The organism is Sphingopyxis sp. GW247-27LB (genome assembly GCF_002277025.1).
Classification (GTDB): domain Bacteria; phylum Pseudomonadota; class Alphaproteobacteria; order Sphingomonadales; family Sphingomonadaceae; genus Sphingopyxis.
Map to the genome: position 1 here is coordinate 112,209 of NZ_NIWD01000007.1, position 25,807 is coordinate 138,015.

At 67.3% G+C, this 25,807-nt stretch carries 29 protein-coding genes; 14 read left to right on the forward strand and 15 right to left on the reverse strand.

What is annotated here, in order from left to right:
• The first annotated feature begins 12 nt into the window (after positions 1–12).
• Positions 13–228: a hypothetical protein gene (locus CD928_RS06985; protein ID WP_095386396.1), complete on the forward strand. Its 216-nt coding sequence runs from the start codon at positions 13–15 to the stop codon at positions 226–228.
• Positions 229–243: 15 nt separating this feature from the next.
• On the opposite strand, the gene CD928_RS06990 is transcribed toward CD928_RS06985, so the two are convergent.
• The 4 genes from CD928_RS06990 to CD928_RS07005 form a co-directional block, all read right to left on the reverse strand.
• Positions 244–1,752: a GGDEF domain-containing protein gene (locus tag CD928_RS06990; protein ID WP_255247067.1), complete on the reverse strand. Its 1,509-nt coding sequence runs from the start codon at positions 1,750–1,752 to the stop codon at positions 244–246.
• Between the two features lie 65 nt (positions 1,753–1,817).
• Positions 1,818–2,744 carry an N-acetyl-gamma-glutamyl-phosphate reductase gene (gene argC / locus CD928_RS06995; RefSeq protein ID WP_095386397.1) on the reverse strand — a complete coding sequence of 309 codons (927 nt, stop codon included), beginning with the start codon at positions 2,742–2,744 and terminating at the stop codon, positions 1,818–1,820.
• Between the two features lie 7 nt (positions 2,745–2,751).
• Positions 2,752–3,711, reverse strand: coding sequence for a C40 family peptidase (locus CD928_RS07000; RefSeq protein ID WP_255247068.1), 960 nt, complete (start codon positions 3,709–3,711; stop codon positions 2,752–2,754).
• Between the two features lie 85 nt (positions 3,712–3,796).
• Positions 3,797–5,212, reverse strand: coding sequence for a M17 family metallopeptidase (locus CD928_RS07005; RefSeq protein ID WP_095386399.1), 1,416 nt, complete (start codon positions 5,210–5,212; stop codon positions 3,797–3,799).
• Positions 5,213–5,273: 61 nt separating this feature from the next.
• Here CD928_RS07005 and CD928_RS07010 point away from each other — a divergent pair, with 61 nt between their 5' ends.
• The 4 genes from CD928_RS07010 to CD928_RS07025 all read left to right on the forward strand — a co-directional run bounded on the left by CD928_RS07010 (position 5,274) and on the right by CD928_RS07025 (position 7,889).
• Positions 5,274–6,101 (forward strand): DUF3298 and DUF4163 domain-containing protein, encoded by an 828-nt coding sequence (locus CD928_RS07010; RefSeq protein WP_255247069.1) that lies wholly within the window; start codon positions 5,274–5,276, stop codon positions 6,099–6,101.
• Positions 6,102–6,112: 11 nt separating this feature from the next.
• On the forward strand, positions 6,113–7,048 hold the full coding sequence (locus CD928_RS07015; RefSeq protein WP_095386401.1) for an SDR family oxidoreductase: 936 nt from the start codon (positions 6,113–6,115) through the stop codon (positions 7,046–7,048).
• Positions 7,049–7,072: 24 nt separating this feature from the next.
• Entirely contained in the window at positions 7,073–7,255 is a 183-nt protein-coding gene (locus tag CD928_RS07020; RefSeq protein WP_095386402.1) for a DUF3008 family protein, read from the forward strand.
• A 70-nt stretch (positions 7,256–7,325) separates the two neighbouring features.
• Positions 7,326–7,889 (forward strand): hypothetical protein, encoded by a 564-nt coding sequence (locus CD928_RS07025; protein WP_095386403.1) that lies wholly within the window; start codon positions 7,326–7,328, stop codon positions 7,887–7,889.
• Positions 7,890–7,892: 3 nt separating this feature from the next.
• Here CD928_RS07025 and CD928_RS07030 read toward each other — a convergent pair whose 3' ends face one another.
• Positions 7,893–9,452 carry an NAD(P)/FAD-dependent oxidoreductase gene (locus tag CD928_RS07030; protein ID WP_255247078.1) on the reverse strand — a complete coding sequence of 520 codons (1,560 nt, stop codon included), beginning with the start codon at positions 9,450–9,452 and terminating at the stop codon, positions 7,893–7,895.
• A 183-nt stretch (positions 9,453–9,635) separates the two neighbouring features.
• Between CD928_RS07030 and CD928_RS07035 the strand changes: the two genes are divergently transcribed.
• Positions 9,636–10,760 (forward strand): DUF47 family protein, encoded by a 1,125-nt coding sequence (locus CD928_RS07035; RefSeq protein ID WP_095386404.1) that lies wholly within the window; start codon positions 9,636–9,638, stop codon positions 10,758–10,760.
• A gap of 15 nt (positions 10,761–10,775) precedes the next feature.
• Positions 10,776–11,789: an inorganic phosphate transporter gene (locus CD928_RS07040; protein WP_095386405.1), complete on the forward strand. Its 1,014-nt coding sequence runs from the start codon at positions 10,776–10,778 to the stop codon at positions 11,787–11,789.
• A 1-nt stretch (position 11,790) separates the two neighbouring features.
• Here the strand turns inward: CD928_RS07040 and CD928_RS07045 are convergent, their stop codons facing one another.
• Positions 11,791–13,272, reverse strand: a complete 1,482-nt coding sequence (locus CD928_RS07045) for a DUF4403 family protein (protein WP_095386406.1) — start codon at positions 13,270–13,272, stop codon at positions 11,791–11,793.
• A 137-nt stretch (positions 13,273–13,409) separates the two neighbouring features.
• Here CD928_RS07045 and CD928_RS07050 point away from each other — a divergent pair, with 137 nt between their 5' ends.
• Positions 13,410–14,978: a hypothetical protein gene (locus tag CD928_RS07050; RefSeq protein ID WP_141237115.1), complete on the forward strand. Its 1,569-nt coding sequence runs from the start codon at positions 13,410–13,412 to the stop codon at positions 14,976–14,978.
• Positions 14,979–14,987: 9 nt separating this feature from the next.
• Here the strand turns inward: CD928_RS07050 and rimO are convergent, their stop codons facing one another.
• Positions 14,988–16,364, reverse strand: a complete 1,377-nt coding sequence (gene rimO / locus CD928_RS07055) for a 30S ribosomal protein S12 methylthiotransferase RimO (RefSeq protein ID WP_095386408.1) — start codon at positions 16,362–16,364, stop codon at positions 14,988–14,990.
• A 96-nt stretch (positions 16,365–16,460) separates the two neighbouring features.
• Between rimO and CD928_RS07060 the strand changes: the two genes are divergently transcribed.
• Positions 16,461–16,787: a DUF423 domain-containing protein gene (locus CD928_RS07060; RefSeq protein ID WP_095386409.1), complete on the forward strand. Its 327-nt coding sequence runs from the start codon at positions 16,461–16,463 to the stop codon at positions 16,785–16,787.
• Here the strand turns inward: CD928_RS07060 and CD928_RS07065 are convergent.
• The 6 genes from CD928_RS07065 to CD928_RS23355 form a co-directional block, all read right to left on the reverse strand.
• Complete coding sequence (locus CD928_RS07065; protein WP_095386410.1) at positions 16,784–17,839, reverse strand: TrkA family potassium uptake protein; 1,056 nt, start codon at positions 17,837–17,839, stop codon at positions 16,784–16,786. The genes CD928_RS07060 and CD928_RS07065 overlap by 4 nt on opposite strands.
• Positions 17,840–17,916: 77 nt before the next feature.
• Positions 17,917–18,681: a 5'/3'-nucleotidase SurE gene (gene surE, locus CD928_RS07070; protein ID WP_095386411.1), complete on the reverse strand. Its 765-nt coding sequence runs from the start codon at positions 18,679–18,681 to the stop codon at positions 17,917–17,919.
• 20 nt (positions 18,682–18,701) lie between these two features.
• A complete protein-coding gene (gene serS, locus CD928_RS07075; RefSeq protein ID WP_095386412.1) occupies positions 18,702–19,982 on the reverse strand; it encodes a serine--tRNA ligase in 1,281 nt (426 codons plus the stop codon).
• Positions 19,983–20,024: 42 nt separating this feature from the next.
• Positions 20,025–20,486, reverse strand: coding sequence for an SRPBCC family protein (locus tag CD928_RS07080; protein WP_095386413.1), 462 nt, complete (start codon positions 20,484–20,486; stop codon positions 20,025–20,027).
• Positions 20,483–20,824 carry a helix-turn-helix transcriptional regulator gene (locus CD928_RS07085; protein ID WP_095386414.1) on the reverse strand — a complete coding sequence of 114 codons (342 nt, stop codon included), beginning with the start codon at positions 20,822–20,824 and terminating at the stop codon, positions 20,483–20,485. Before CD928_RS07085 ends, CD928_RS07080 begins: the two co-directional genes overlap by 4 nt.
• 125 nt (positions 20,825–20,949) lie before the next feature.
• Positions 20,950–22,092, reverse strand: a complete 1,143-nt coding sequence (locus CD928_RS23355; protein ID WP_176473494.1) for a PEP-CTERM sorting domain-containing protein — start codon at positions 22,090–22,092, stop codon at positions 20,950–20,952.
• 447 nt (positions 22,093–22,539) lie between these two features.
• Here CD928_RS23355 and dksA point away from each other — a divergent pair, with 447 nt between their 5' ends.
• Positions 22,540–23,001 carry an RNA polymerase-binding protein DksA gene (gene dksA, locus CD928_RS07100; RefSeq protein WP_095386416.1) on the forward strand — a complete coding sequence of 154 codons (462 nt, stop codon included), beginning with the start codon at positions 22,540–22,542 and terminating at the stop codon, positions 22,999–23,001.
• 121 nt (positions 23,002–23,122) lie between these two features.
• Entirely contained in the window at positions 23,123–23,476 is a 354-nt protein-coding gene (locus CD928_RS07105) for a PilZ domain-containing protein (protein ID WP_255247070.1), read from the forward strand.
• Positions 23,477–23,527: 51 nt separating this feature from the next.
• Here CD928_RS07105 and CD928_RS07110 read toward each other — a convergent pair whose 3' ends face one another.
• A complete protein-coding gene (locus tag CD928_RS07110; RefSeq protein WP_095386418.1) occupies positions 23,528–23,686 on the reverse strand; it encodes a YdcH family protein in 159 nt (52 codons plus the stop codon).
• A 125-nt stretch (positions 23,687–23,811) separates the two neighbouring features.
• Here CD928_RS07110 and CD928_RS07115 point away from each other — a divergent pair, with 125 nt between their 5' ends.
• Positions 23,812–24,009, forward strand: a complete 198-nt coding sequence (locus CD928_RS07115) for a YdcH family protein (RefSeq protein ID WP_095386419.1) — start codon at positions 23,812–23,814, stop codon at positions 24,007–24,009.
• A 107-nt stretch (positions 24,010–24,116) separates the two neighbouring features.
• Positions 24,117–24,587: a DUF1465 family protein gene (locus CD928_RS07120; RefSeq protein ID WP_095386420.1), complete on the forward strand. Its 471-nt coding sequence runs from the start codon at positions 24,117–24,119 to the stop codon at positions 24,585–24,587.
• 32 nt (positions 24,588–24,619) lie between these two features.
• Here the strand turns inward: CD928_RS07120 and CD928_RS07125 are convergent, their stop codons facing one another.
• On the reverse strand, positions 24,620–25,195 hold the full coding sequence (locus tag CD928_RS07125) for a DUF4440 domain-containing protein (RefSeq protein ID WP_095386421.1): 576 nt from the start codon (positions 25,193–25,195) through the stop codon (positions 24,620–24,622).
• 107 nt (positions 25,196–25,302) lie between these two features.
• On the opposite strand from CD928_RS07125, the gene CD928_RS07130 reads away from it, so the two are divergent.
• Complete coding sequence (locus tag CD928_RS07130) at positions 25,303–25,806, forward strand: hypothetical protein (protein WP_255247071.1); 504 nt, start codon at positions 25,303–25,305, stop codon at positions 25,804–25,806.
• The last annotated feature ends 1 nt before the right edge of the window (position 25,807 follow it).

A 25,807-nucleotide genomic window follows, 5' to 3' on the forward strand; every position in this document is an offset into this window, starting at 1 on the left:
ACCGGGGACGCGATGCAGCTTTCAGCACCTTTTCTCGCCGATCGCGCCGCGGTCGACGACGCCTATGCGCTGATCGATCTGCACGGCGACGAAGCGGGCTTCGCCGCGGCGGCGCGCGCCGAGCAATATCGCGTGCTCGGCAACCATCTTCATTTCGCGCGCTGGCGGCAGATCGAGCGACTGATCACCTATCTGTCGGTCGAGAGCGCGCTCGACACGGTGCATTGAGGCGAGCCCTCCGCGTTAATCGGCCATGCTGTTCTTGGCCGAAGCGATCGAGCGGTTGCGGCCGTCCCGCTTCGCCCGATAGAGCGCGGCATCGGCGTCGGCGATCAACAGCGCGGCGTTTCCGCCCTCGGCCCGATCAACATGGCCGATGCCGATACTCACCGTGACCCGACCGCCCGGGGCCGGCGAAGGCAGATCGAGGCGTTCGACCGCGCACCGAATCGTTTCGGCGAGCGCCATCGCCTCAGCGAGATTCGCGGCGGGCAGGATCACCGCGAACTCCTCGCCGCCATAGCGTGCGACGAGGTCGGACCCGCGCGTCGCGCAGCCGGCCAGCGCCTCTGCCACGGCCCGCAGCCGCTGGTCGCCCACCGGATGGCCAAGCCCGTCGTTGAGCAGCTTGAACTGATCGACGTCGATCATCAGCAGCGCCATCCCGTTTCCGGACCGTGCGGCGCGATCCCATTCGCGGCGCAGGCTTTCGTCGAACTGGCGCCGGTTCGCGAGGCCGGTCAGCGCGTCGATGCGCGACAGCCGCTCGAGCCGGCTCTGGGCGTCGAGGCTGCGCAGCTGGACGAGGATGGTGCGCAGGCCATAGCCGAGGATCGCCGCGCCGCAGCCCGCTATCGCCAGTGCGGGGTCGATCCGGACCAGCGAAGCGGAAACCATCAGCAGCGTCGCGGGCAGCATCAGCGGCGCCGCGGCCTGCACGACATGCGGAAAGGCCGGCGAGGTGCGGAGCACGCCCTTGCCCGGCATGTGGTGCGCGATCGCGAGGCCCGCGAGCAAAGTGAACGGCAGCCCGATCACCAGGTCCGACGGCGATCCATAATAGACGTCGGCATAGAGATGGTTGATGAAGGCGGCGGTCGCCAGATAGGCGAAGGCGAAGAGGGTCAGACTGCGAAAACAGGCACGCCGAACCGGATCGGCGCTCGCCAGAAAGCGGATCGCCGCGAACAGCGCGATGAACAGATTCTCGATGTCGAACATCAGACGGAGGGCGAGCAGATTGGAGGCGCTCGTGTCGGCCAGCGTCGCAAAGGCGAAGGTGTGGCGGAAGAACAGATAGCCCAGGATCGCCGCGAGCGCCGCGTCGATCAAGCGAACCGGCCAGGATTCGCGGTCGGGGGCCGCGAGCACGAAGATGATCGGGACGCCGTAGAGGATGAAGAGCAACAGGGTGAAACCGGCGGCACCTGACCAGCTGTCGAGCCACAACCCCGCGAGCAGATTGCTCGCCATCCCGCCGGCCCACAGCAGCATCGCGGCCCCCAGTGCGATCCAGCCCTCCACGAAGGCGTCGCGCCGGGCGCGTTGGAAACAGGCCGCGGTCGCCAGGAGCGGCGCGAAAACCAGAAAAAGCAGCGACAGGAGCCAGGCCTTGCCGCCGCCGAGGGCGATCGCGGATGCGTGCGCGGCGACAAATGCGAGCGGCAGGAGAATGTCCGGATGCCGGCGCCAGGTCGCGGAGCGCGCCGGGAAGGCCGAATCTTCGGCTTTATCCTGCAAAGACATGCCCATGCCTGCCTCTTACCACGCCGATGCGGCGCCGCCATCGGTTATCGGGCGGGCGCAGCGGGACAGGTCTAGAGGCGCAGGCCCGCGGTTTCGGGCAAGCCTGCCATGATGTTGAGGCTCTGGACGCAGGCGCCGCTCGCGCCCTTGCCCAGATTGTCGAGCCGCGCGACGAGGCGTGCCTGGCTGCCGTCGGCAGCCGCGAAGACGAACAGGTCGAGCCGGTCGCTGCCGCCGTCGGAGGCGCGCAGCAGCAGTTCGCCGTCTTCCGGCGCCGCGCCCATGCCGACCACCGGGCTGGCGGCATAGAAGGTCGCGAGCGCGTCGCGGAGCGCGCCGGGCGTCGCCGCGCCGGGCATCGCCGCGAGCGGCAGGGGCACTTCGACCACCATGCCGCGATGCGCGGGGATGACGGCGGGGGAAAAGAGCGGCGCGACCGACAGGCCGCAGCGCGCCTGCATTTCGGGCACATGCTTGTGGCCGAGCGCCAGCGCATAGCCGCGCCATGCGATGTCGCGGTCGGCCTCGAAGCGCTCGATCAGCGCCTTGCCGCCGCCCGAATAGCCGCTGACCGCATGGCAGATATAGGGCCAGTCGGCGGGGATCAGCCCCGCGCGCACCAGCGGCGCGACCAGCGCGATGAAGCCGGTCGAATAGCAGCCGGGGTTCGACACGCGCTTCGCCTCGGCCACGGCGTCATGGCCGCTGACTTCGGGAAAGCCGTAAACCCAGCCCGGCGCGACGCGATGCGCGGTCGAGGCGTCGATGACGCGGGTGCGATCGTTCGCGATCATCGCCACCGCCTCGCGCGCGGCGTCGTCGGGCAGGCAGAGGATGACGAAATCGGCGGCGTTCAGCGCCTCGGCGCGCGCGGCGACATCCTTGCGGCGTGCCTCGTCGAGCGTGATCAGCGAAAATTCGGCCCGCCCCGCGAGCCGCTCGGCGATTTCGAGGCCCGTCGTTCCCGCCGCGCCGTCGATGAAAACCGTCTGTGTCATGATGAAGCTATCGCAATCTCTTCATGCCGCTCACCGGCGGCTGATGTCCCTTCTCCGCCGATCGCGTCACGACGTCGGCGAGCGGCTCGGTCTTGACCGCCATCCATCGTCGGCTCGCGTGGATGACCGTGTCGTGATCGGCCATGATGCCGACGTGGCCGGGGAAGAAGACGAGGTCGCCGCGTGCGAGATCGGCGGGGTTCACATCCTTGTCGGTACCTAGCGAGGCGAGTTGCAGGTCGCTGTCGCGCGGCAGCTGCACGCCCGCCGCGGCCCAGGCGATCTGGACGAGGCCCGAGCAGTCGATGCCCTTGGCGGTGCGGCCGCCCCACAGATAGGGCGCGCCGATCATCGCTTCGGCGACCGCGGCGGGATCGGCATCGGGCGATCCGACCTCGACCAATGCCGACAGCGGGAGAAAGCCGTGCGGGGTTTCAAGCCATTCGCCCCCCGCCTGACCCGGAGCCTCCTCGCCCATGACGAGCGCGCCATAAGGCAGCACCGCGGGGCCGCCGCTCGCGGCGTCGGGCGACGAATGCAGCATCGCCTCGGCTATCGCTACGCGGTGCGTCGGCGCGATCGGCGCGCCGAGCGCCTCGGCGGCGAGATAGCCGACATAATGGTCGGCAAGGCTGTAACCCCACGCCCAGCCGCCCGTCAGGTCGAGCAACGCGAAGCCTTCGCCGAACAGGAGCTCGCTCGTCTGGTCGGCGTCGAGCGTCGGCGCAGCGCGCATCGCGGCGGCGGGCAGCACCCCGCTCCGCATCATCGGCGCGGCATAATGCGGGGCGAAATGGATGCCGGCGACCGCGATGTCGGCGAGGTCGGGGCGGATCGCCACGACGCGCGGATCGAAGCTCTGCGACATGCCGGTCAGGCCGAAGCGATCGCGCCCGGCGCCGACGACGCCGGGGCGCCCCATGCGCACGCGATGGATCGCGGAATTGAGGCCCGTTTCTGCTGTCACATGCCGTCCTGTTAATAGCACCTCCGCCTCTGGGGCGGCCAATCGCGCGCCATTAGACCAGCGGGGCGGGCTTGATCAAGAATGTTCAATCGGCGCCGCGGCTGCGTCCGCGCCGGTCGTAGCGCGCCTGCAGCATCGCCCAGGCGGCACGGAGGCCGAGCGCCGCGCCGCCCTTGGGCCGGCCGGGCTTTGCCGAGGGCCGCCACGCGAAGGTGTCGAAATGCGCCCAGGGCGTCCCCTCGGGGACGAAGCGCTTCAGGAACAGCGCGGCGGTGATCGATCCGGCGAAGGCCGAACTGCCCGCATTGCCGAGGTCGGCGATGTCGGTTTCGAGAAGGTCGGCATAGCCGTCCCACAGCGGCATCCGCCACAGCGGATCGTCGCGGTCGCCGCCGCCGGCGATCAGGTCGTCCGCGAGTGCATCGTCATTGGCGTAGAGCGCCGGCAGGTCGGGGCCGAGCGCAACCCGCGCCGCGCCAGTCAGCGTCGCGAAATCGACGATCAGCTCGGGTGTGTCCTCGCCCGCCTTCGCCAGCGCGTCGCCAAGCACCAGCCGCCCCTCGGCGTCGGTGTTGCCGATCTCGACCGTCAGCCCCTTGCGGCTCTTCAGCACGTCGCCCGGCCGAAAGGCGTCGGCCGAAATCGCATTCTCCGCCGCTGCGACGAGGCAATGGAGGCGGACGGGCAGGCCGGTCGCCATCACCAGTTCGGCGAGGGCGAGCGCGTGCGCCGCTCCGCCCATGTCCTTCTTCATTAGTCGCATTCCCGCTGCGGGCTTGATGTCGAGCCCGCCGCTGTCGAAGCTGATCCCCTTGCCGACCAGCGCGACGCGCGGATGGTCTTCCTTGCCCCAGACGATCTCGATCAGCCGCGGCGCATGATGCTTGGCAGCGGCCCGGCCGACCGCATGGATCATCGGATAACCCTGTTCGAGCGCCTCGCCCTTGGTGACGGTCAGCGTGCCGCCGTGCGCCTTGGCGATACGCTCGGCCTCTTTCTCGATAGCCGCCGGCCCCATGTCGGCGGCGGGCGTGTTGACGAGATCGCGGACCAGCGCGACGCCGCGCATCTCGGCGATCATCGGCGCGATCGCGCCGACATCGGCGGTCAGCAGCACACGCGCTCCGCGCGCTTCGCTTTTGGTTCGATAGGCGTCAAAGCGATATTGCCCGCTCATCCAGCCGAACAGCGCCTTGCCCGGTTGGCGCCCGTCGAGCCGGTAGCGGCCTTCGGGGAGCGTCTGCGCGAGCTTCGCGAGGCACCAGGCCGACAGTTTGTCCGCATCGGCGACCGCGGTGACGACGGACCAGCTTTCGGCCTCGTCGCCGGGCAGGATCGCATGGGCGAAGGCGTCGGGCTTGTAAGCGGCGGCGGCGAGATACGCGCGTTCGCGGGCACTGCGGCCCTTCAGCCATTCGTCGTAGTTTTTCGTGTCGACGAGATGGATGGCGCGCGCTTCCTGGCCCTTGTCGGGCTGGATCAGGTCGGAATAGTCGGTCATGCGAAGGGTGCTAGGCCCGACGCGAACCTTTGTCGATTCCCCGCGTTGTGCCGCTATGACGATGATCCGACGCTATCGAACCGCGGCGCTTCTCCTTTCGGGCGCGCTGCTTATCTCCGCCTGTTCGGAGAAGGCCCAGACCCCCGCCGAGAAGGCTGCCGCTGCCGCGGTTCCCGGTGCGCCTCCCGGCGGCGCGGAGGATGTGGCCGCGAAAAATGCGACCGCTTCCGACGTCAAGGAAACGAACGATCTGATCGAGTTCGCTTACAGCTATCCGGTCGAGGCGGCGCGGATTCCGGAACTAGCGGCGTGGCTCGACAGCGACCGTGCGGCGCAGCGCAGTGCCCTCGTCGAAGCGGCCGAGCGCGACAAGGCGGTCGCCGACAAGGAGGGTTTTCCCTATCATGCGCACAGCCATCTTCAGAGCTGGAAGCGGATCACCGACACGCGGCGCTTTCTGAGCCTGTCGAGCGAGATCGCGACCTATATGGGCGGCGCACACGGGATGCAGAGCTTCGACTCGCTGCTGTGGGACCGCAATCATGCCAAGCGGCTGAAGCCGCTCGACCTGTTCAAGAGCGGCGAGGCGTTCGACAAGGCGGCGAACGACGATCTGTGCGCCGCGATCGAGCGCACGAAAACGGCGCGCGGCATGACCTGGTCGCGCGAGCCCGACAGTCCTTTCGGGAAATGCCCGTCGGCTTCGGCGCAGACCGTCTGGCTCGGATCGTCCGACGGCAAATATCTCGACCGCCTGACGATCGCGATCGCGCCCTATGAGATCGGTCCCTATGCGGAAGGGAGCTACAAGATAAACCTGCCGATGTCGGAAGCGATCGTGAACGCGGTCAAGCCCGAATATGCCCGCGACTTCCTGCCTGCGAGCTGAGGAGGAACCGCATGGCGAAGCAACCGAAAGCGGGAAAGGTCGGTGAGACGGCGAAGGAGAAGAAGGGCAAGAAGCGCGCCGCGGCGAAGCTCGCGCAGGAGGTCGGCAAGGCAAAATCGATCGCGAAGCCGCCGAGCGACCGCGAAGCCGATCTTGCTCGCGCGCCGAAATGGCAGCCGCGCTATCCCGGCTCGGGCCGCCTCGACGGCAAGGTCGCGATCGTTACCGGCGGCGACAGCGGCATCGGCCGCGCCGTTTGCGCGCTCTTCGCGCGCGAGGGCGCCGACATCGCGATCGTCTATCTGGGCAACAAGGGCGATGCCGACGACACGGCGGCGATCGTCGAGGGCGAGGGGCGGCGCGCGATCACGATCAAGGCCGACGTCGGCAAGGTGGCGGCGGGCGACAAGATCGTCGCGCGGACGATCGAGAAGCTCGGGCGGATCGACGTGTTGGTCAACAATGCCGGCGAGCAGCATCCCGCCGCCGACATTCGCGACATCGACCCCGACCAGCTCCAGCGCACCTTCGCGACCAACATCTTCGGCATGTTCTATCTGGTGCAGGCGGTGCTGCCGCACCTCGGCACGGGCGCGGCGATCGTCAATTGCACGAGCGTGACGATGTATCAGGGGTCGAAGGGGCTACTCGATTATAGCGCGACCAAGGGCGCGATCACCGCATTCACCCGATCCTTGAGTGAAAATCTGGTGGCGAAGGGCATTCGCGTCAACGCGGTCGCGCCCGGCCCGATCTGGACCCCGCTCAACCCACGCGGCGGCGCGCCTGCGGACAAGGTCGCGCATTTCGGCGAGGGCACGCCGATGAAGCGCCCGGGCGAACCCAATGAGGTGGCGCCCGCCTTCCTGTTCCTCGCCTGCGACGACAGCAGCTATATGTCGGGTCAGGTGCTGCATCCCAACGGGGGCACGATCGTTAATGGTTAGCGGGGGGCAGGCAGGAGATATGTCATGCCAGCCAAATCCAAGGCCCAGCAGAAAGCCGCCGGGGCCGCGCTGAGCGCCAAGCGCGGCGATACGCCCAAGTCGAAGCTCAAGGGTGCCTCGCGCGAGATGGTCGACAGCATGAGCGAAAAACAGCTTGAGGCGTTCGCCAAGGGCTCGCGCAAGGGTAAACCCGAGCACGTCGACTGACGGCGCGTCCATTCGCACTGGCCAGCGACGCGGATATGCGCCATTCTCCCTGAAATAGGGGGGAAGAATCATGCGCAAAATCCGTTGGATGCCGGCGGCGACACTCCTCATCCTGTCGCTGGCCGGCTGCAGCTTTCAGGCTGCGCTCGACAAGCTCGTCCCGCGCGAGCGGCAGGCCGAGCTCGTATCGGTCGGTCAGCGGTTTTGTACCGATCCCGAGAGCGTCACCCCGGCGCTGCATCCCGGGGTCGTCCGGTCGGTCAAGGACGCGGTCCCGCTGCTGCCGCGCGAATGTCCCGGCGCGGGAGCGACATGGGAGCTCGCCTCCTATCAGTGGAACGGCAACATCACGAACGGGCTGAAGCAACGGCAGGAGGAAGTGGTCGTCGTCGGGACCGGGCGGGACAAGTGGACCACGGTATCGCTCCGCTTCTATGCGGAGAATGATGCGCCGTTGAAGGTCGTCGCGTGGAATATAGTGGGCAGCAAGACCAAGCCGGCGGCGCTGACCTTCGTCGAGAATTACGACAAGACGGCGGGGACCATGCGCATCGTGATCCCGGTGCTGCTGCTGGTGATTGCGGCGCTCGCCGGCTGGCTCGTCTGGCGGTGGCGGCGCAAGCGCGCCGCCTGAACCCTATTCCGCCGCTTCGAGTTCCGCCGGTGCCGCGGCCACCCGCGAGGCGCCCGCATGGCCGAAGCCAAGCACGCCGTCGTCGACCGCGCCGGTGCGCATGTCGACGCGGTCCTGCACATAATTCTGGCTGAGCCGCCACGGCAGCCTGTCGGCGTTCTTGGGCATGATGTGCAGCGCGCGCTGGATATAGCCCGAAGAGAAATCGAAGATATTCTCTTCGGTCAGGCTCGCCGGGTCCGCGAGCACCGGCGTCGCCACCTCGGTGTTCGTGTCCCGCATATGGTTGAGGACGCGGCAGACATATTCGGCGACGATGTCGGCGCGCAGCGTCCACGACGCGTTCAGATAGCCGAACACGACCGCGAAGTTCGGCACATTCGAGAACATGCACGCCTTGTAATAGAAATGCTGGCTCCAATCGACGGGATCGCCGTCGACACGCACCGGGATCTTGCCCGCTACCGCGAGCTTGAGCCCCGTCGCGGTGATGATGATGTCGGCGTCGAGATGCTGGCCCGATTTCAATTGGATGCCGGTTTTGTCGAAGCGTTCGATATGGTCGGTGACGACCGAGGCCTTGTCGGCCTTCATCGCCTCGAAGAAATCGGCGTCGGGGACGAGGCAGAGGCGCTGTTCCCACGGATTGTAGGGAGGGGTGAACGCCTTTTCGTCATAGCGGTCGCCGAGCGCGGCCTTCAACTTCCTGGTCAGGAAGTCGCGGACCTTCTCGGGCTTTTCCCGCGCGCGGCGAAAGGCGATGTCCTGCAGCCGCACATTCTTGAAGCGCGTGATCTTGTACGCCAGCTCCTCGGGCAGGATCTTGCGCAGGAAATTGGCGAAACCATCCTTGGCCGGGCGGATGAAATACCAGGTCGGCGTGCGCTGGAGCATCGTGACGTGCGCCGCGCCTTTGCCGTCGCCCTTTTCGGTCATCGACGGCACGATGGTGACCGCGGTCGCGCCCGATCCGATCACGACGACCTTCTTGCCCGAATAGTCGAAATCCTTCGGCCAGAACTGCGGGTGGACGATCTGCCCTTCGAAATCCTCGCGCCCGGTGAAATTGGCGTCGAACGGCTCGTCATAGTCGTAATAGCCCGAGCCGAGATAGAGCCAGCGCGCGGTGGTGGTCGACGTCTGGCCCGCCTCGTCCTCCAGCGTCACCGTCCAGCGCGCCTCGGCGCTGCTCCAGTCGGCGCCGACGACCTTGCGGCCCAGCTGGATGCGCTCACGAATGTGGCGTTCGTCGACGATGCGGTTCAGATATTCGAGGATCGCGGGCCCGTCGGCGATCGACTTCTCATGCTTCCACGGCTCGAAGACGAAGCCCAGCGTGTGCATGTCGCTGTCCGACCGGATGCCGGGATAGCGGAACAGGTCCCAGGTGCCGCCCAGATTGGCGCGGCGCTCGACGAGGCCGAAGCTGCGGTCGGGGCAGTTCATCTGGAGATGCACCGCCATGCCGATCCCCGAAATACCCGCGCCGACGATCAGCACATCCTGATCGACCGGAGCAGCCTTCGCGCCCGCGGGGCGTTCCATCGTCGCCGTGCCTGCCATCATGCTTTCTCCCGTATATCTTTATGGACGCAGCTTACGCATAGCGTTGCATTTTGCAATCGAATTGACGTTTACGGAAAGGGCCGTCGCGGCAGCGCGGGCATTGCCGCTGTCACAATATTGTCATAGGGGCGTCACCCAGTCGTCATCATCGGCCGCCGCCAGGAAAGGGAGGGCTTTTATATGCGTCAGATAGCCGTCCTCCCCTATCGGTTCGGCGGTCCCGGCATGGACGGGCCGACAGAGATATTGCTGATCACCTCGCGTGGCACCGGCCGCTGGGTGATTCCGAAGGGCAACCCGCTCACCGGCATGCCCGGCCACGCCTCGGCCGCGATCGAGGCCGAGGAGGAAGCCGGCGTCATCGGTGCGGTATGTCCGACCCCGATCGGCAGCTATCATTATCGCAAGCGCCGCCCGAACGGCGCGTCGGTGATGCTCGACGTCGAGGTCTTCCCGCTCGCGGTGACCAGGGAACTCGGCGAGTGGAAGGAACAGGACGAGCGCGAGCGGCGCTGGTTCGCTTTCGACGAAGCGGCAAAGGTGGTCGACGAGGCCGATCTGCAGGCGCTGATCCGTTCGTTCGGCGACACCGGCTTTCGCGCCGTCGCCCGTACCAGCGGCGTTGTCGACAATATTGCGGAAAAAACGGGGGTTAGCCACATGTTCGCCTGGTTCCAGCGCCTGCTTCCCAAGCAGGGCAATTTCTTCGAGCTGTTCGAACGCCACGCCGCGACGCTGGCGGCGGGGGCCGAGGCGCTCGCGCGGCTGCTGCAGGGCGGCGACGGCATGGCGGACCATATCCAGGAAATCGTCGAGCGCGAGCACGACGCCGACGCGATCACGCGCGAGGTGCTGCAGACGGTGCGCCGCACCTTCCTGACCCCGTTCGACCGCAGCGCGATCACCGACCTCATCGCCTCGATGGACGATGCCATCGACGAGATGCAGAAGACCGCGGGCGCGATCGACCTCTATGACGTGCGCGAATTCTACCCCGAGATGCGCGACATCGCCGGCATCATCGTCGATGCCGCGCGGCTGACCGTCGAGGCGCTGCCTCTGCTGCGCAACATCTCGGCGAACGGCGCGCGCCTTCACGAACTCACCGAGCGGCTGGTGCGGATGGAGGGGCATGCCGACGAGATCCACGCCGCCGGGCTCAAGCGCCTGTTCCGCGAACATGGCGAGACGAACACGATCCATTTCATGATCGCGCGCGAACTCTACAGCCACCTCGAACGCGTCGTCGACCGGTTCGAGGATGTCGCGAACGAAATCGACGGCCTGGTCATCGACCACGCGTAGGCGGGGCGCCCCACCATGCACGAACTGGCATTTCCCCTTCTCGTCGGCCTGATCCTCCTCGCGCTGGCGTTCGATTTCCTGAACGGGCTGCACGACGCGGCGAACAGTATCGCGACGGTTGTTGCCACGCGGCTGCTGCGGCCGGTGCAGGCGGTGCTGTTCGCGGCCTTCTTCAACTTCGCCGCCTATTTCCTGAGCCTCGCCTTTCCCGCGCTACACAAGGTGGCCGAGACGATCGGCGCGGGGCTGATCGACAAGGATCTGGTCACCCCTGCAGTCGTGTTCGGCGCGCTGGTCGGCGCGATGTTCTGGAACATCGTCACCTGGCTGAAGGGCATCCCTTCGTCGTCGAGCCACGCGCTGGTCGGCGGCATCGTCGGCGCCGGCGTCGCGCATGCGGGATTCGAGGGTATCCAGTGGTCGGGGCTCAACAAGACAGTCATCGCCATCTTTCTTTCGCCGCTGCTCGGCATGCTGCTATCGATGCTGGTGATGCTTGCGAGCAGCTGGGCGCTACGCGGCGCGACCGCGAAGTTCGCCGAGCGGAGCTTTCGCACGCTGCACCTCTTCTCTTCGGCCGCCTATTCGCTCAGCCACGGTCTCAACGATGCGCAGAAAACGATGGGGATCATCGCGGTGCTGCTTTATTCGACCGGCTATATGGCCGGCGACTTCCACGTCCCGCACTGGGTGGCCTTTTGCTGCTATATCGCGATCGCGCTCGGCACCCTGTCGGGCGGGTGGAAGATCATCGAGACGATGGGCGGACGCATCACCAAGCTGTCGCACCATCAGGGTTTCGCCGCCTCGACGGGCGGCTCGATCATGGTCTTTACCGCCAGCCTGCTCGGCATCCCCGTATCGACGACGCACACCATCACCGGCAGCATCATCGGCGCCGGCGTCGCCCGCCGCGCGAGCGCGGTGCGCTGGGGCGTCGCGGGCAATGTCGTCGTAGCCTGGTTCATCACCATCCCGGCGAGCGCCATCGTCGCGGCGCTCTTCTACTCGCTGACGCGGCTGTTCTGACCTATTTCGCCGGCCGGTAATCGACGGTTGCCGAACCCGTCATCCGCACCGGCAGATAGAGCCCGTTGCCATAGGCCTTGATTTCGCCGGTCTCGAAACCTTCCATGCGGGTGCGGATCAGGAAGGCGCCTTCGCGCCGCTGGTCGACCGCGCGGCGGATTTTTCCTTCGAGCCCCTCGACGTCGCGGGTGAAATTCTGGGTCAGCGCCTCGGCGATCAGTGTCGTGAAGCCGGGACTCTGTCCCAGCTTGATGAGCAGGTCGCCGCCGATGCCGTCGGTATCGCCGGTGATGCGGATATCGGTGAAGCGCACCTCGGCCGAGCCTGGTTCGTTGACCGGCACCGCCGTCGCCCAGATGCGGCCGTGCGTCGGCACTTGACGGATGCGCTGCGGCTGGGCCTCGACCGACACACCTACCGCGATCCGGCCCCCGGGCGAGCCATAGGCGGTGACCTTGGTAAAGGCCGCGGTCACCGGGCCGATGCGTGGCAGTTCGAACGGCCGCGTCGATCGCTTGACCAGCGCGCGCAGGATCACGGGTTCGAGTTCGGCATAGTCGGCGACGACGGGAACGAAGACGTCGAGCCGAGGGGTCAGCTTCCCGCGTTCGAGTCGCGGCAGCGGCGTCGCGGCGGGATCGGCCGGACGGTCGCCGACGAAGCTCTCGGTCACCGCCTCGAGCCCGAGGTTGAGCCGGATGCGCCCACCGTCGAGGCTGTAGCCGCCATAGAGGATGCGCTGCGGCGTGACACGCATCCACACCGGCGGATTTTCGCGGTTGAGCGCCAGCGTCGTGAAGCTTTGCCGCCAGATGTCGGCCGCCTGGCGTTCGAGGTGAATCTTCGCGATCTCGCGCGTCACCTCGCGCTCGACGTCGCGCACCACAGGCTTCAGCCGGGCATCGGCCTCGTCGGTGAAGGTGATGCGGCGGCCGAGGAAGTCGATCCCCGGCGCCTTGGTCCAGCCATAGCCGATCCGGGCTTTGCCTTGCAGGCGCCAGTCGGGGCCGAGTTCGACGCGGATGCGGGCGTGCGCCATCGCCGATCCGGTCGCGGTCTCGCCCTTCAGCACCCCGCCGACGTCGCGCGCGCTGATCACCGCGTTCAGCGGTACGTCGACGACGATCTCGTCGCCCTCGCCGCGCAGGCGCAGCGTCCCGCGCGTCACCTTGCCGACGATCGTGCAGGCGACCGGCGGCGTGACCTTCACCCGCTTGCCGAAGACCTTGACCCGCTGCGGCGGCACGCATGCCTTTTCGCGCCGGTTGATGGTCCACAAGGTGCGCGGCACCGCGCGTTCGAGCGCCACCTTCAGCATCGCCGCGTCGGCGTCGATCGGCACCGCGATCAGCGACATCTGCTTCGGAGTGGGGGCGACGTCGGTGGCCTGGGGCGGCGCGACGTCGGCAATGGTCTGGCGCTTGCAGCCCGCGAGCGCCAGACTGGTCAGCAATGCCGTTGCGAAAATCTTGGAGCCGAGCATGAATCTCCCCGTGCCGCACCATTCTATCATCGAATGGCGCTAAACAAAGCTGCCGATCTGGTGGGAAATCGGGTTCGGGCTGGACCGCGCCGCCGAACCGGCTAGTCTGGCCCGGCAAGCAGGACGGGGGATTTTGCATGAGGGTAAGGACGGTGCGGCTGGCGCTGCTGACGGGTCTGCTGGCGCTGCCGGTGGCCGCGATGACGGCTGAAGGCGAGGCGCCGCACCAGCGTCCTGATTTTACCCGGATGACCGACGCCGAGCTGTCCAAAGCCTATACTGCCGCTGCCGAACGCCGGGAGTCCGACTGGTGCGGTTTCATGCTGCCGCTCTATTCGCAGATGGAAAATCGTGGCAGCTTCAATCCGAACATCAAATATTTTCGCGCGCTGACGGAGATGCAATGCGCGCTCACCGAACAGCGCTGGACCGACGCCTACCAGAAGCTGAAATATGTGCAGTCGCAGGGCGGTATCGATCTCGGCGAGCTCGCCTTCGTCGATATCGCGGGGCTCGCGGGCGATCGCGCCGCGGCGTCGGCGCACCTGCTCGCCTTTCTGGAAACGCCGGAGGCCGGGGGGCAGGAGGAGGTTCTGGCGCGCTCGACGGGACAGCTGCTGCGGTCCTATCGCATGGCCAAGGATTTCGACGGTGCTCTGACGCTCATGCGCGCGCTGCAGGAACCGCAGCGCATCGGAAAATTCAACGAAGACGTCCAAATCTCGTTTCGGTCGGACCTGTTCGCCGCCGAGGTCGAAGCGGGGAATTTCGAGCGCGCGCGCGAGCAGGTCGAGGGCGTCGGGTCGGCGGATTCGGTGGTTGCGGCGCTCGGCGACCGGCGTTTCGAACCCTTGTGGCCGCAGCTCGAGGCGAAAGCCGGTCCGCACCTTCACAAGCTGCTCGATGCCGAGCTCGCCCGGGCGATCGCGCGGCAAAAGGCGGAACCCGACAATCTGCGCGCCTTTCAGGAACTCGCCACCTCCTATTTGCGCAATGCGCGTTTCGAAGATGTCATCACGCTCGTCGACACGCGCCAGCCAGATGATTTTGCGGGCCTGTCCGAAGATATGGGCTGGGCGCTCAACGCCAAAGTCTACGCCCTCGACGCCCTGGGGCGCCACGACGAGGCTGCCGATATCTTCGATCGGATCGTCGAGCAGCCGTATGACCCAGCGCAGAGCGGGTGGATGGTCAATTTTGCAATCAACCGCGGGTCGAGGTTCGTCGATCTGGGGCAATATGAAAAGGGTCTCGAGGCGGCCGATTATGCAGGCCGGATCGCCCACCGGTCGGGTAGCGACTATGCGCGCATGCTTGTCCGTTACGACAAGATTTGCGCCTTGACTGCGCTCGGGCGTGCCGAGGAGGCCAAGGCCGTGATGGCCGAGGTCGAAGATCATCTGGACGAATCGGTGACGGTGGCGGCTTCGGCATTGCTGTGCGGAGGGGCCGAGGAACGCGCGGCCGAGATCGTGCGCCGCGAGCTTGGCGATCAATATGGAGCGATGTCGATGGCGACCGCTCTGCAACGGCCCGAGTTCGATTTCTATTATATCCACTCGGTCAGGCCGTCGCTGGCGCAGCGCATCCGGCCGCGGCCCGACGTCGCCCCGATCTTCGATAAGGTCGCGCGCGATATCCCGCTCGAATTTGCGACCCCGTTCGGAATGCGGCGCGAGGAGCTGGCAGGGGCGGCGACGCCCTGAAGCGGCGCCTCAGGCGTCGGGCGCGACCGCCCCGAACAGGTCATGCTCGTCGGCATCCTCGACGATGACGTCGACGATATCGCCGGCCTTGAGCGTCGCGGCGACGTCGCGGAGGTAGACGTGACCGTCGATCTCGGGGGCGTCGGCCTGGCTGCGGCCGGTGGCGCCGATGCTGCCCTCTTCGTCGGCTTCGCCGACCTCGTCGATGATCACGGGCAGCGTGCGGCCGATCTTCGCTTCGAGCTTCGCGGCGCTGATCGCGGCGGTCTTTTCCATGATGCGCTGATAGCGCTCTTCCTTGACCTCCTCGGGCACCGGGTCGGGGAGGGCGTTCGCCTGCGCGCCTGCGACGGGCTCGAAGCGGAAGGCGCCGACGCGGTCGAGCTGCGCTTCGTCGAGCCAGTCGAGGAGGTAGCGGAAATCCTCCTCGGTCTCGCCGGGGAAGCCGACGACGAAGCTCGACCGGATCGCGATGTCGGGGGCGACCTGGCGCCAGCTTTTCAGCCGTTCGAGCACCTTGGCCTCGTTGGCGGGGCGCTTCATGCGCTTGAGGACGCTGGGGCTCGCGTGCTGGAACGGAATGTCGAGATAGGGGGTCAGCAACCCCTCGGCCATCAGCGGGATGATCGCGTCGACATGGGGGTAAGGGTATACATAGTGGAGGCGCACCCACGGGGCGCGGCCTTCGCTGGTGCGGAGTTGGCCGAGTTCGCGCGCGAGGTCGGTCATATGGGCGCGCACTTCGCGGCCGTGCCATTGGCGCGGATCGTGACGAATATCGACGCCGTAAGCCGAAGTATCCTGGCTGATCACCAACAATTCCCTCGTCCCCGCGGCGACCAGCTTTTCGGCCTCGCGCAGCACCGCGTCGATGCGGCGGCTGACCAGTTTTCCGCGAAGATCGGGGATGATGCAGAAGGCGCAGCTGTGGTTGCAGCCTTCGCTGATCTTCAGATAGCTATAGTGCCGGGGGGTGAGTTTCAGCCCACCTTCGGGCACCAGATCGACGAACGGCCCCTGCGTCGGCGGCGCGGCGTCGTGAACGGCATCAACGACTTGCTCATATTGATGCGCGCCGGTGACCGCCAGCACCTTCGGGAAGCGGGCGCGGATGACGTCCGCTTCGCTGCCCATGCAGCCGGTGACGATGACGCGGCCGTTCTCGGCCATCGCCTCGCCGATCGCCTCGAGGCTTTCCTCCTTCGCCGAATCGAGGAAGCCGCAGGTGTTGACCAGAACGACGTCGGCGCCGGCATAGTCGGGCGACAGGCCGTACCCGTCGGCGCGCAGCTTGGTCAAAATGCGTTCGCTGTCGACCAGCGCCTTCGGGCAGCCGAGCGACACCATGCCGACTTTCGGCTGGGCGGGAAGAGTCTTGGTTGTCATGATCGGGCGCGCCTTTAGTCGATTTCGCGGCCCTTGTCACGCGTGGCGCGCGGGGCCATGCAGGTCGCGGGTTCGCAAAGGAAAGGTGGCGGAACGATGCTGGGTGTGTTGGCGGCGATTTCGGCGGCGGTGGCGGTTGCGGCAGGGGCTTTCGGGGCGCATGGCGCGGCGGGCCAGCAGGAGGCCGACTGGCTGCGGACCGGCGGGCTCTATCAGCTCATCCACGCGGTCGCCGCGCTCGCGATCATGGGTTTTGCGCGCGGGCCGGCGATCCTGCTGCTCGCGGGCTCGGCGCTGTTCGCGGTCACCCTCTATGCGATGGCGCTGGGCGGGCCGCGGTGGCTGGGCGCGGTAACGCCGATCGGGGGAACATTGCTGATCGCCGGGTGGCTGTGGGCCGCCTGGCTGTTCTGGCGCACCTAGGACGCGTCCGCCTCGCTGCCTCCGCAGCGAACGACCTCGACCACATGGTCGCCTGGCTGCAGCCGCTTCGCCTCGTCTTCCCAGAAGCCATAGGGCTTGCCGCCGCGGTAGATGCGCAGGCCGCGGCCGCCGGAAGCGAGCTGGTCGATGCTGCCGCCGACCTCTTCGCCGCTGATCGCCCGTTCGACGAGCTGGACGCGCCCCGCGATCCCGGCGAGGTCGGCCATATAGTCGGCGACATGCGCGCCCTCGGCCGATCCGGCGAGCAGCAGGCCGGTGAAGCTGACCGGGTTGATGACGTTGTTCGCGCCCGCCTGGCGCGCGAGCAGTTCATTGTCCTGCGCGCGGATGACGACGCTGATCGGGACGTGCGGCGACAGGTGGCGGACGGTCAGCACGATCAGGATCGAGGTGTCGTCGCGCCCGGCCGAAACCAGCACCGACCGCGCCTCCGCGATGCGGATATGGATCAGCGTGTCGTCATTCGAGGCGTCGCCCTCCAGCACGTTGCAGCCCATATGCTCGGCGGCATTGATACGCCCGCGCGCCTGGTCGATCACGACGATTTGCGCGGGGTCGGTGCCGCGCGCGATGAGTTCCTTGACCGCTTCGCTGCCGCTGATGCCGAAGCCGAGGACGACGATATGGTCGGTGAGCTTTGCCTGGATGCGGGCCATGCGCCATTTTTCCCATGTGCGTTTGAGGACGAATTGATAGGCGGTGCCGATGAAGATGAAGAGGACGGCGATGCGGATCGGCGTCACGATCACCGCCTCGATCAATCGCGAGCGGTCGGACACCGGGGTGATGTCGCCGAAGCCCGTCGTGGTCACCGAGATCATGGTGAAATAGACGACGTCGAGGAAGCTGACATGACCGTCGTAGCTGTCGCGGAGCCCGGCGCGATCGCTCCAGTGGACGAGCACGACGATGGCGATCAGCAGGAAGGCGATGCCCAGCCGCGTCGCCAGATCGGCCCACACCGGCCAGCGCGTCGCGCGGCGTAGCACCTCGAACTGCCGCTGGACGCTCTTGGTCAATCGCTTCGCCATCGTGTGGCTATCGTGGAGGCAGTCGCTTCATCGGGTCAACTGCTATTCGATTCGGGCGCGGCTGGAAACGGCGTAGATCAGATCTCGTAGGCGCTGCGCAGCGCCGCGAGCGACGCGTCGTGGGTGAGGTCGAGCTGGAGCGGGGTGACCGCGATATAGCCGTCGTCGATTGCTTCGAGGTCGCTGTCGTGGCCCAGCGAATGCTCGATGCCATGCAGCCCGAACCAGTAGTAGGTGTAGCCGCGCGGGTCGGTGCCCTCGACGATCGAGCCGCGATTATAGTCGTGGAAACCCTGGCGGACGACGCGAATGCCCTTGACCTCGGCGGTCGGGATCGCGGGGAAGTTGATATTGACCATTGTGCGCGGCGCCATCGGGGTCGCGAGCAGCGGGGCGAGCACCTTGGCGCCCCAGGCCTCGGCCGCTTCGAACGGCACCGTGTCGCCCATGCCTTCGCGCGCATAGACCTGGCTCAGCGCAACCGCCGGGATGCCCGCGAGCGCGCCCTCGATCGCCGCCGAGACGGTCCCCGAATAAGTGACGTCGTCGCCAAGGTTGGCGCCGCGATTGACGCCCGAGAGGATCAGGTCGGGCCGCTCGGGCATCAGCTTGCCGATTGCGATCATCACCGAATCGGTGGGCGTGCCGGTGCAGGACCAGCGCCGCTCCCCATGCTGACGCACGCGGACGGGGCGGGAGAGGGTGAGCGAATGGCCGGCGCCCGACTGTTCCTCGGCGGGCGCGCAAACCCAGATATCGTCGCTGAGCTGGCGCGCGATCGCTTCGAGCACCGCGAAGCCGGGAGCATGGTAACCATCGTCGTTGGTGAGGAGGATGCGCAAGATTTTCTCTTTCTGCTTCGTCAGTCGGTCGGCGCCAGTCTGGTCAGTCCGCCCATATAGGGCAGCAGCGCCTGCGGAATATCGACGCTGCCGTCGGCTTGCTGATAATTCTCCAATATCGCGACCAGCGTGCGCCCGACCGCGAGACCCGAGCCGTTGAGCGTGTGGACGAACTCATTGCCTTTCGCACCCTCGCGGCGGAACCGCGTGTTCATGCGCCGCGCCTGGAAGTCGCCGCAGTTCGAGCAGCTCGAAATCTCGCGATAGGCGCCCTGTCCCGGCAGCCACACTTCGAGGTCGTAGGTCTTGCGCGCGGCGAAGCCCATGTCGCCGGCGCAGAGCAGCATCTTGCGATAGGGCAGGTCGAGCGCCTCGAGGATCGCCTCCGCCGCGCACGTCTTGCGTTCGAGTTCGGCGTCGCTGTCTTCGGGACGGACGATCGAAACGAGCTCGACCTTCCAGAACTGATGCTGGCGGATATAGCCGCGCGTGTCGCGCCCTGCCGATCCGGCCTCGGAGCGGAAGCAGGGGGTGAGCGCGGTCATGCGGATCGGCAAATCGGCCTCCGCCAATATTTCTTCGCGCACCGCGTTGGTCAGGCTCATTTCGGAGGTCGAGATCAACCACATCCCATCGGTGGTCTGGAACAGATCCTCGCGGAATTTGGGAAGCTGGGTCGTCCCGAACGCCGCCTCGTCGCGGACGAGCAGCGGGGTCGCGCATTCGCTGTAACCCGCCTCGTTCGTCTGCTTGTCGAGCATGAACTGGCCGAGCGCGCGCTCGAGCCGCGCCATCGGCCCTTTCAAAAAGGCGAAGCGCGCGCCCGACATCTTCGCCGCGGTTTCGAAATCGAGCCCGAGCGCCGGGGCGAAATCGGCATGCTCCTGCGGCGTGAAATCGAACGCGCGCGGCGTGCCCCAGCGCGAAATCTCGACATTGCCTTCCTCGTCGGCGCCATCGGGCACGTCGGCGGCGGGCAGGTTGGGGAGCGCGGCGAGACTGTCGTGCAGCGCGGCGATCCGTTCGCGCTCGGCGGCTTCCTGTTCGGGAAGCGATTGCTTGAGCGCGGCGACTTCGGCCTTCAACGTCTCGGCGGTGTCCGCGTCGCCTTTGGCCATCGCCTGACCGATCGCCTTCGACGCTTCGTTGCGGCGCGCGAGCGCGGCCTGCATGTCGGTCTGGAGCGCACGCAGCGACGCGTCGGCCGCGAGAATCTCGGCGGACAGGGGTTCGAGACCGCGGCGTGCGAGGCCGGCGTCGAACGCTTGCGGGTTTTCGCGGATCAGGCGGATATCGTGCATGGCCGCGCTATGGCGGCGCGGCGCGGGCGGTGCAACCCCGACTTACCGCTCCAGCATCTCCGCCAGTTGGCCGAGCACGGTGCCCCAGCCGTCGCGAAAGCCCATCTCCTCATGCCTGGCGGCGTCCTCGGGGTTCCTGTGGAGGACGCGCGAGGAATAGAGGGTGCCGCCGTCCTTCGCCTCGAAGGTCAGGATCGCGGTCATCGCGAGCCAGGGCTCGGCGGGTTGCCACCTTTCGGTCATCACGGTGGTGAAGACGAGCCGTTCGTTCGGTACCGCGTCGAGAAAGCATCCGTCGATATGTGGCTGCCAGTCGCCGCCGCCTTCGCGCATTCGGGTTACGAAGCCGCCACCGGGGCGAAGGTCGAGCCGGGCCACCTGGCACTCGATCGGCGCGGGGATCCACCATTTTTCGAGCTTTGCGGGATCGCGCCATGCATCCCATACCGCGGCGGGCGGTGCGGCGATCAGGCGCGAAATGGTGAGTTCGGCGGTGTCGGTCATATCTCATGCTCCTGATCGGTCTGCGATTCGATGAAATCGGCGAGCCGGTCGGCGCGGCCCTGCCAGATGGCGCGTTGGTCGGAGAGCCATGTCTCGGCCGCGCCCAGCCGATCCGCCTCGATGTGACAGGTGCGCACCCGTCCGCGCTTTTCCGACCGGATAAGCCCCGCCCCCTCCAGCACCGCGAGATGCTTCAGAAAGGCGGGAAGCCCCATGTCGAAGGGGCCCGCCAGCTGTGTCACCGGCGCCGCGCCCTTCAGCAGGCGATGGACAACGGCGCGCCGAGTCGGATCGGCGAGCGCGTGGAAGATTCCGTCGAGCGGTTGTTGGTTCACCATATGGTGAATTATAAGGATGGTTTTCCGTATGGCAAACTAAAATCCGGGGGCCGAAAAAAAGGGCCGCTCCGAAGAGCGGCCCTCGATTGACGGCCCCATGCCCCCCACCGGGCCGCCAGTGGATGTTATGCGGCTTCGGTCTCGGCGCCGTTGCGGTTCGCGGCGCGGCGGCGCGCGACGAGCGCCGCGGCGGCCGCCCCGAAGAGCAGCATCATCGGCGGCGCCGGCACCGGGGTCGGATCGCCCGACGAGCCGCCGCTGCTGCCGCCGGAGCTCGACGACGAGGAAGAGGAGGACGACGAGCTGCTGCTCGACGAAGACGAGGAACTGCTGCTCGCGCCGAAGCTGCTGCTGCCGCCGGTCGCGCCCGACGAGGTTGAGCTCGACGACGAGGACGAGGAGGAACTCGACGAAGAGCTGCTGCTCGATCCGCCCGATGACCCGCCGTGACCGTGCGAACTGCCCCCATGCGACGAACCGCCCCAGCTCGAGCTGCCGCCGTGGCCATGCGAGCTGCCGCCGCCCGAGGAGGAAGAACTCGACGAGGAGGACGAGGAGGAAGACGAACTCGACGACGAACTGCTGCTCGACGACGAGGAGGAGCTGACATTGCCCGATGAGGTCGACACGCCGCCGGTCGAAGTGCTGACCCCGCCGGTCGAGGTCGACACGCCGCCTGTCGAGGTGCTGACGCCTCCGGTGGAGGTCGATACGCCGCCGGTCGACGTCGACACGCCGCCGGTCGAGGTCGAGGTGCTGACGCCGCCCGTCGAGGTCGACACGCCGCCCGAGGTGCTGCTGGTCGTCGAGCTGAGCCCGCCGGTGGTCGTCGAGGTGACGACGACGCTGCCGCTGCTGCCCCCGCTGCTGCCGCCGAAGAAACCGCCGAAGAAGCCGCCGCCGAACCCGCCGCCAAAGCCGCCGCCGATCACCGTGACCCCGGCACCGCCGCCGCCCTCGAAGCCTTCGCCGCGCGGGAAGGGGGCGTAGGGAATGGGGGGCAGCGGGATCGTCTGGGTGACGACCTGGGTTTGCGGGGTCGCGGTGCGGATCACGCGCTTCGTCGTGACGACGCGGCGCACCCGCTTCACCGGCCGCTTCGCCGCGTGGCGCTTGCGGACGACCTTCTTGGTGCAGGGCTTGCACGACGGCGCCTTGCGCACATGGGCGGCCGCCGGGACATCGGCGATCTGCATCGCGCCGCTGCCGATGATCGCGCCGCCGCAGGTGCAGGCGCAGAGCTTGGCGAGGGCCATTCGGACAGACATAGGTTTCTCTCTCTTTTCCCGTTGCTTGGCGGAGCGACACCCATCGCGGCACCCGCTTGCCCTTCGGCTAGGACCAAAAGGCCAAAGCTTTGTGAACGCGACAATTGCGTTAACCGCGTTTGATTGTCCGAGAGCGGGAATTGGGGGGCGGAATCAACCCAATTGACCGCTTCTGTCCCGAAACGGAACGGAAAGAGCCGAATTTTGCGCCATTGGTTAACGGCGGACGCGAGATCCGGGCTCGAAAAGGGGGCGCCGCGCCCAGGCTGCGACCCCGCGGGAATCGCCGCTCGGGTGCCCGGTTGGTTCAGCCGCGCTTCAGCCGTACGTCCTATCAGCCGCTTAGGCGCTTGTATCGCAACCGGTGGCTGGGTATAGGCGCGGCGCAATCCCTTGGACCGCCAGCATCGGCGGCCAGGCGAGAGGAAAGGACGCGAAAAGCCCGCTATGCCAACCCAGATTGCCGATGTTGGTGCCGACGCGCTTCGCGAAGCCAAATCCAATCTCGATTCGGACTATCTTCCCAGCGAGGACGAGCCGTTCATGAACGAGCGGCAGCAGGACTATTTCCGCGGCCTGCTGCTCGCCTGGAAAAAGTCGATCCTGACCGAAGCCGAATCGACGCTCGCGCATCTGCAGGATGGCCCCTTGCGCGAACCCGATCTTGCCGACCGCGCGTCGAGCGAGACCGACTGGGCGATCGAACTCAGGACCCGCGACCGCCAGCGCAAGCTGATCGCCAAGATCGATTCCGCGATTCGCCGCATCGACGAGGGCGAATATGGCTATTGCGCGGTGACCGGCGAGCCGATCTCGCTCGCGCGGCTGCAGGCGCGGCCGATCGCGACGATGACGCTGGAGGCGCAGGAGCGCCACGAGCGCAACGAGCGGATTTCCCGCGAAGACTGATCGCCGCCAGCGGTCCATTTACGTTTCCGCAAGGGCTGCGCCCTAGATTCACTGCCTCGAACAACGGGCGCGGGAAATGGGTCGCATGGAATCGCCGGTACCGGAATCAATCGATGAACAAGTGGCGGCGCTGTCGCGCAGCGCCGATCGCGACAGCCTGTTCCTGCAGGCCAGCCTCGGGCTGCCCGGGGTCGAGGGGCCCGTGATGGTGCGCGTCCGCAATCTTTCCGCGGGCGGCATGCTGGCCGAAGGGGGCGCGAAGGTCTCGCAGGGCAGCGCGGTCGAGGTCGAGCTTCGGAATGTCGGGGTCGTGCCGGGACGCATCGTGTGGGTGGGCGAGGGCAAGTTCGGGATCGCCTTCGACCGGCCGGTCAATCCGCAGGCGGTGCGCCGCCAGGTGGTCACGGAGTCCGATCTGCCGCCGCATCTGCGGCGAACGGGGCTCGAACGGGGCCCCATCTACCGCCGGCGCTGACGCGCTCCGCGGGGGAGAAGCGCCAGCGGGGCGGCAGGGACGCGCGATCCGTCAGTGGACCGCGAGCATCTCTTCCTTGATCTTCAGTTTCTGCTTCTTCATCTGCGCCACCAGGGCCGCATCGGGGGCGGGGCGCCGTTCTTCATTCGCAATTTTCGCATCGAGGTCCGCGTGGCGGGACTTCAGGGTGGAAAGGTGCGAAATGCTCATGGGCCATTCTCCTTTTCGACTCGATTGGCACCCCCGAGTAAATCACGAATCGCCCCCAATGTCGTGGCGATTCGCTCACCCGGTCCCCGTTGCGGACGGGCCGTGATCGTGGCAGGAGGGCGGGCGTGAACCCCGAAGACATCGCCCAGCGCCTCGAACTGCTCCGCGTCGAGCATCGCGACCTCGACGCCGCGATCATCGCGCTCGGCGAGGGCGCGGTCCCCGACCAGCTCCAGCTCGCCCGGCTCAAGAAGAAGAAGCTGCGCCTGCGCGACGAGATCGCGTGGTGCGAGGACCAGATCATCCCCGACATCATCGCCTGACCCGCACCCCTCGCTCAAAACGGGTGACTCAAAACGGGACGCGGGGCGCGCCCGAAAAATGGTTAGCGGCGTTGCGGTCCGGCGCGGGCCCGTGGCATCCTCCCGGCATGACCAGAGGGGGCTCCGATCATCCGCCGGCGACGCTGCCGGTACACCGCGCGCAGGTGGAAAATCTCTATGTCGAGGCGATGCTGCTCGCCGACGAGGCGCACTCGGCCTTCGCGGCGGCGCGCGACCTCGGCGCCGGGCGCCGCGACAGCCTGCTCCAGCTCAGCCTCGCCTGCGAATCGCTGAAGACCACGACGCGGCTGATGCACATCATCGCCTGGCTGCTCCACCGCCGCGCGATGATCGCCGGCGATCCGGGTGCGGGGCCGGAAGACAGCGCGGCGCGCATCGGCGAACCGGTCGCCGCCGACTGGACGGTCTGCGCGCGCTTCGCGCCGAACATCGGCCGCATCATCGCGGCGAGCGAACGCCTGTTCGAGCGCATCGCCGGGCTCGAGGCGGGCTGGAACGCCCCCGCGCCCGCGCAGCCGGTGCAGGCGATGCTCGAACGGCTCGCCGCGCGGCTTTAGCGTCAACCCATTAACCCGCGGTCGAGGCGCCGCTATTTTGCGGCGCCCGCGGGCGCGGCAGCGAAGGCGGGCGGATAGGGCGCCGCAGGGGCGTGGTCGTAGCTGTAGCTCTGCTTGAGCACGAAGCGCCGCTCGGCGGGGAGCCATTGCCACAGGTTCATGTAGCGCGCGCCGCCGACGAGCGCCCAGCCCTTGTCGGCGCCGCGCCATTCGAAGAAGAGGTGCGACGCCTCTTCGAGCGCCCCCCAGTCGGCCATCCGGTGGATGACGCGGCTGCCGGGGACGATCTCGCGCCGGTTCCGGTATCCCTCGTCCTTGCCGCCGGGCTTTCGCGCGTCGCACTGGCGGCGAAAGCCCGCGACCATGTCGGCGGCGTCGGTCGCCGACACCCCGATCCTGTCGTGATACATGCGGAAATCGGGGGCGAGCAGCGGCGCCATCGCATCGGGATCGCACCCCTCGAACCCCGCCCAGAAGAGGCGCGCGTCGAGGTCGGCGATCTGCCGTTCGAGTTCTTCGCCCTGCGGCATCGGCGCGGGCAGGGGGGCAGCCGCGGGGGCGGGTGCCGCGGCGAGCGCGGCGGCGGCGAGGAAGGCAAGCATCGGCATGGCAGCGACTCCCGTTACTGTATTATAAGAATAACACGGCACGATGAGGACGCAAGGGCACGCGGACGGCTGGCGCCGCGGCGTTGCCGTGCCTATGTGTGCGGGCGATGACGCATCGGGACCGGAAAATCGTGATCGCGCGGCTGAAGGCGAAGCCGCTGCTGGCCGGGCAGTTGGTGAGCGCGCTGGTCTTCACCGCGCTGGCGGTCGGGCAGGCGGCGCCGGTAGCCGCCGACGGCGCGGCGGCGATGCTGCGCGCGATCCTGTTCGGCGACGCGATCGCGAGCGCGGCGATGCTCGCCGCGCTGTTCGCCTTCTGGACCTGCCTGCGATTGTGGCGCCAGCGCGACGCCTGGATCTTCCACGACGGCGCGCGGCTCTATCGCGGCGGCGCCCTGTCGTGGCCGCTCGCGCTGGTCCGCGACGTGGTGATCGACCGCGGCGAGCTCGGCATCGTCTCGCTGCGGCTGGTCGTCGACGACGACAGCGAGGTGACGCGCGAACTGGTGAAGCTGTATCTGCTCGCGGACCGGCCCGAGGTGGTGCGCGATGCGGTGATGTTCGCGGCGGCGCGGGCGGGGGGCGTGGCGGTTTCGGCTTCGGTGCACTGAC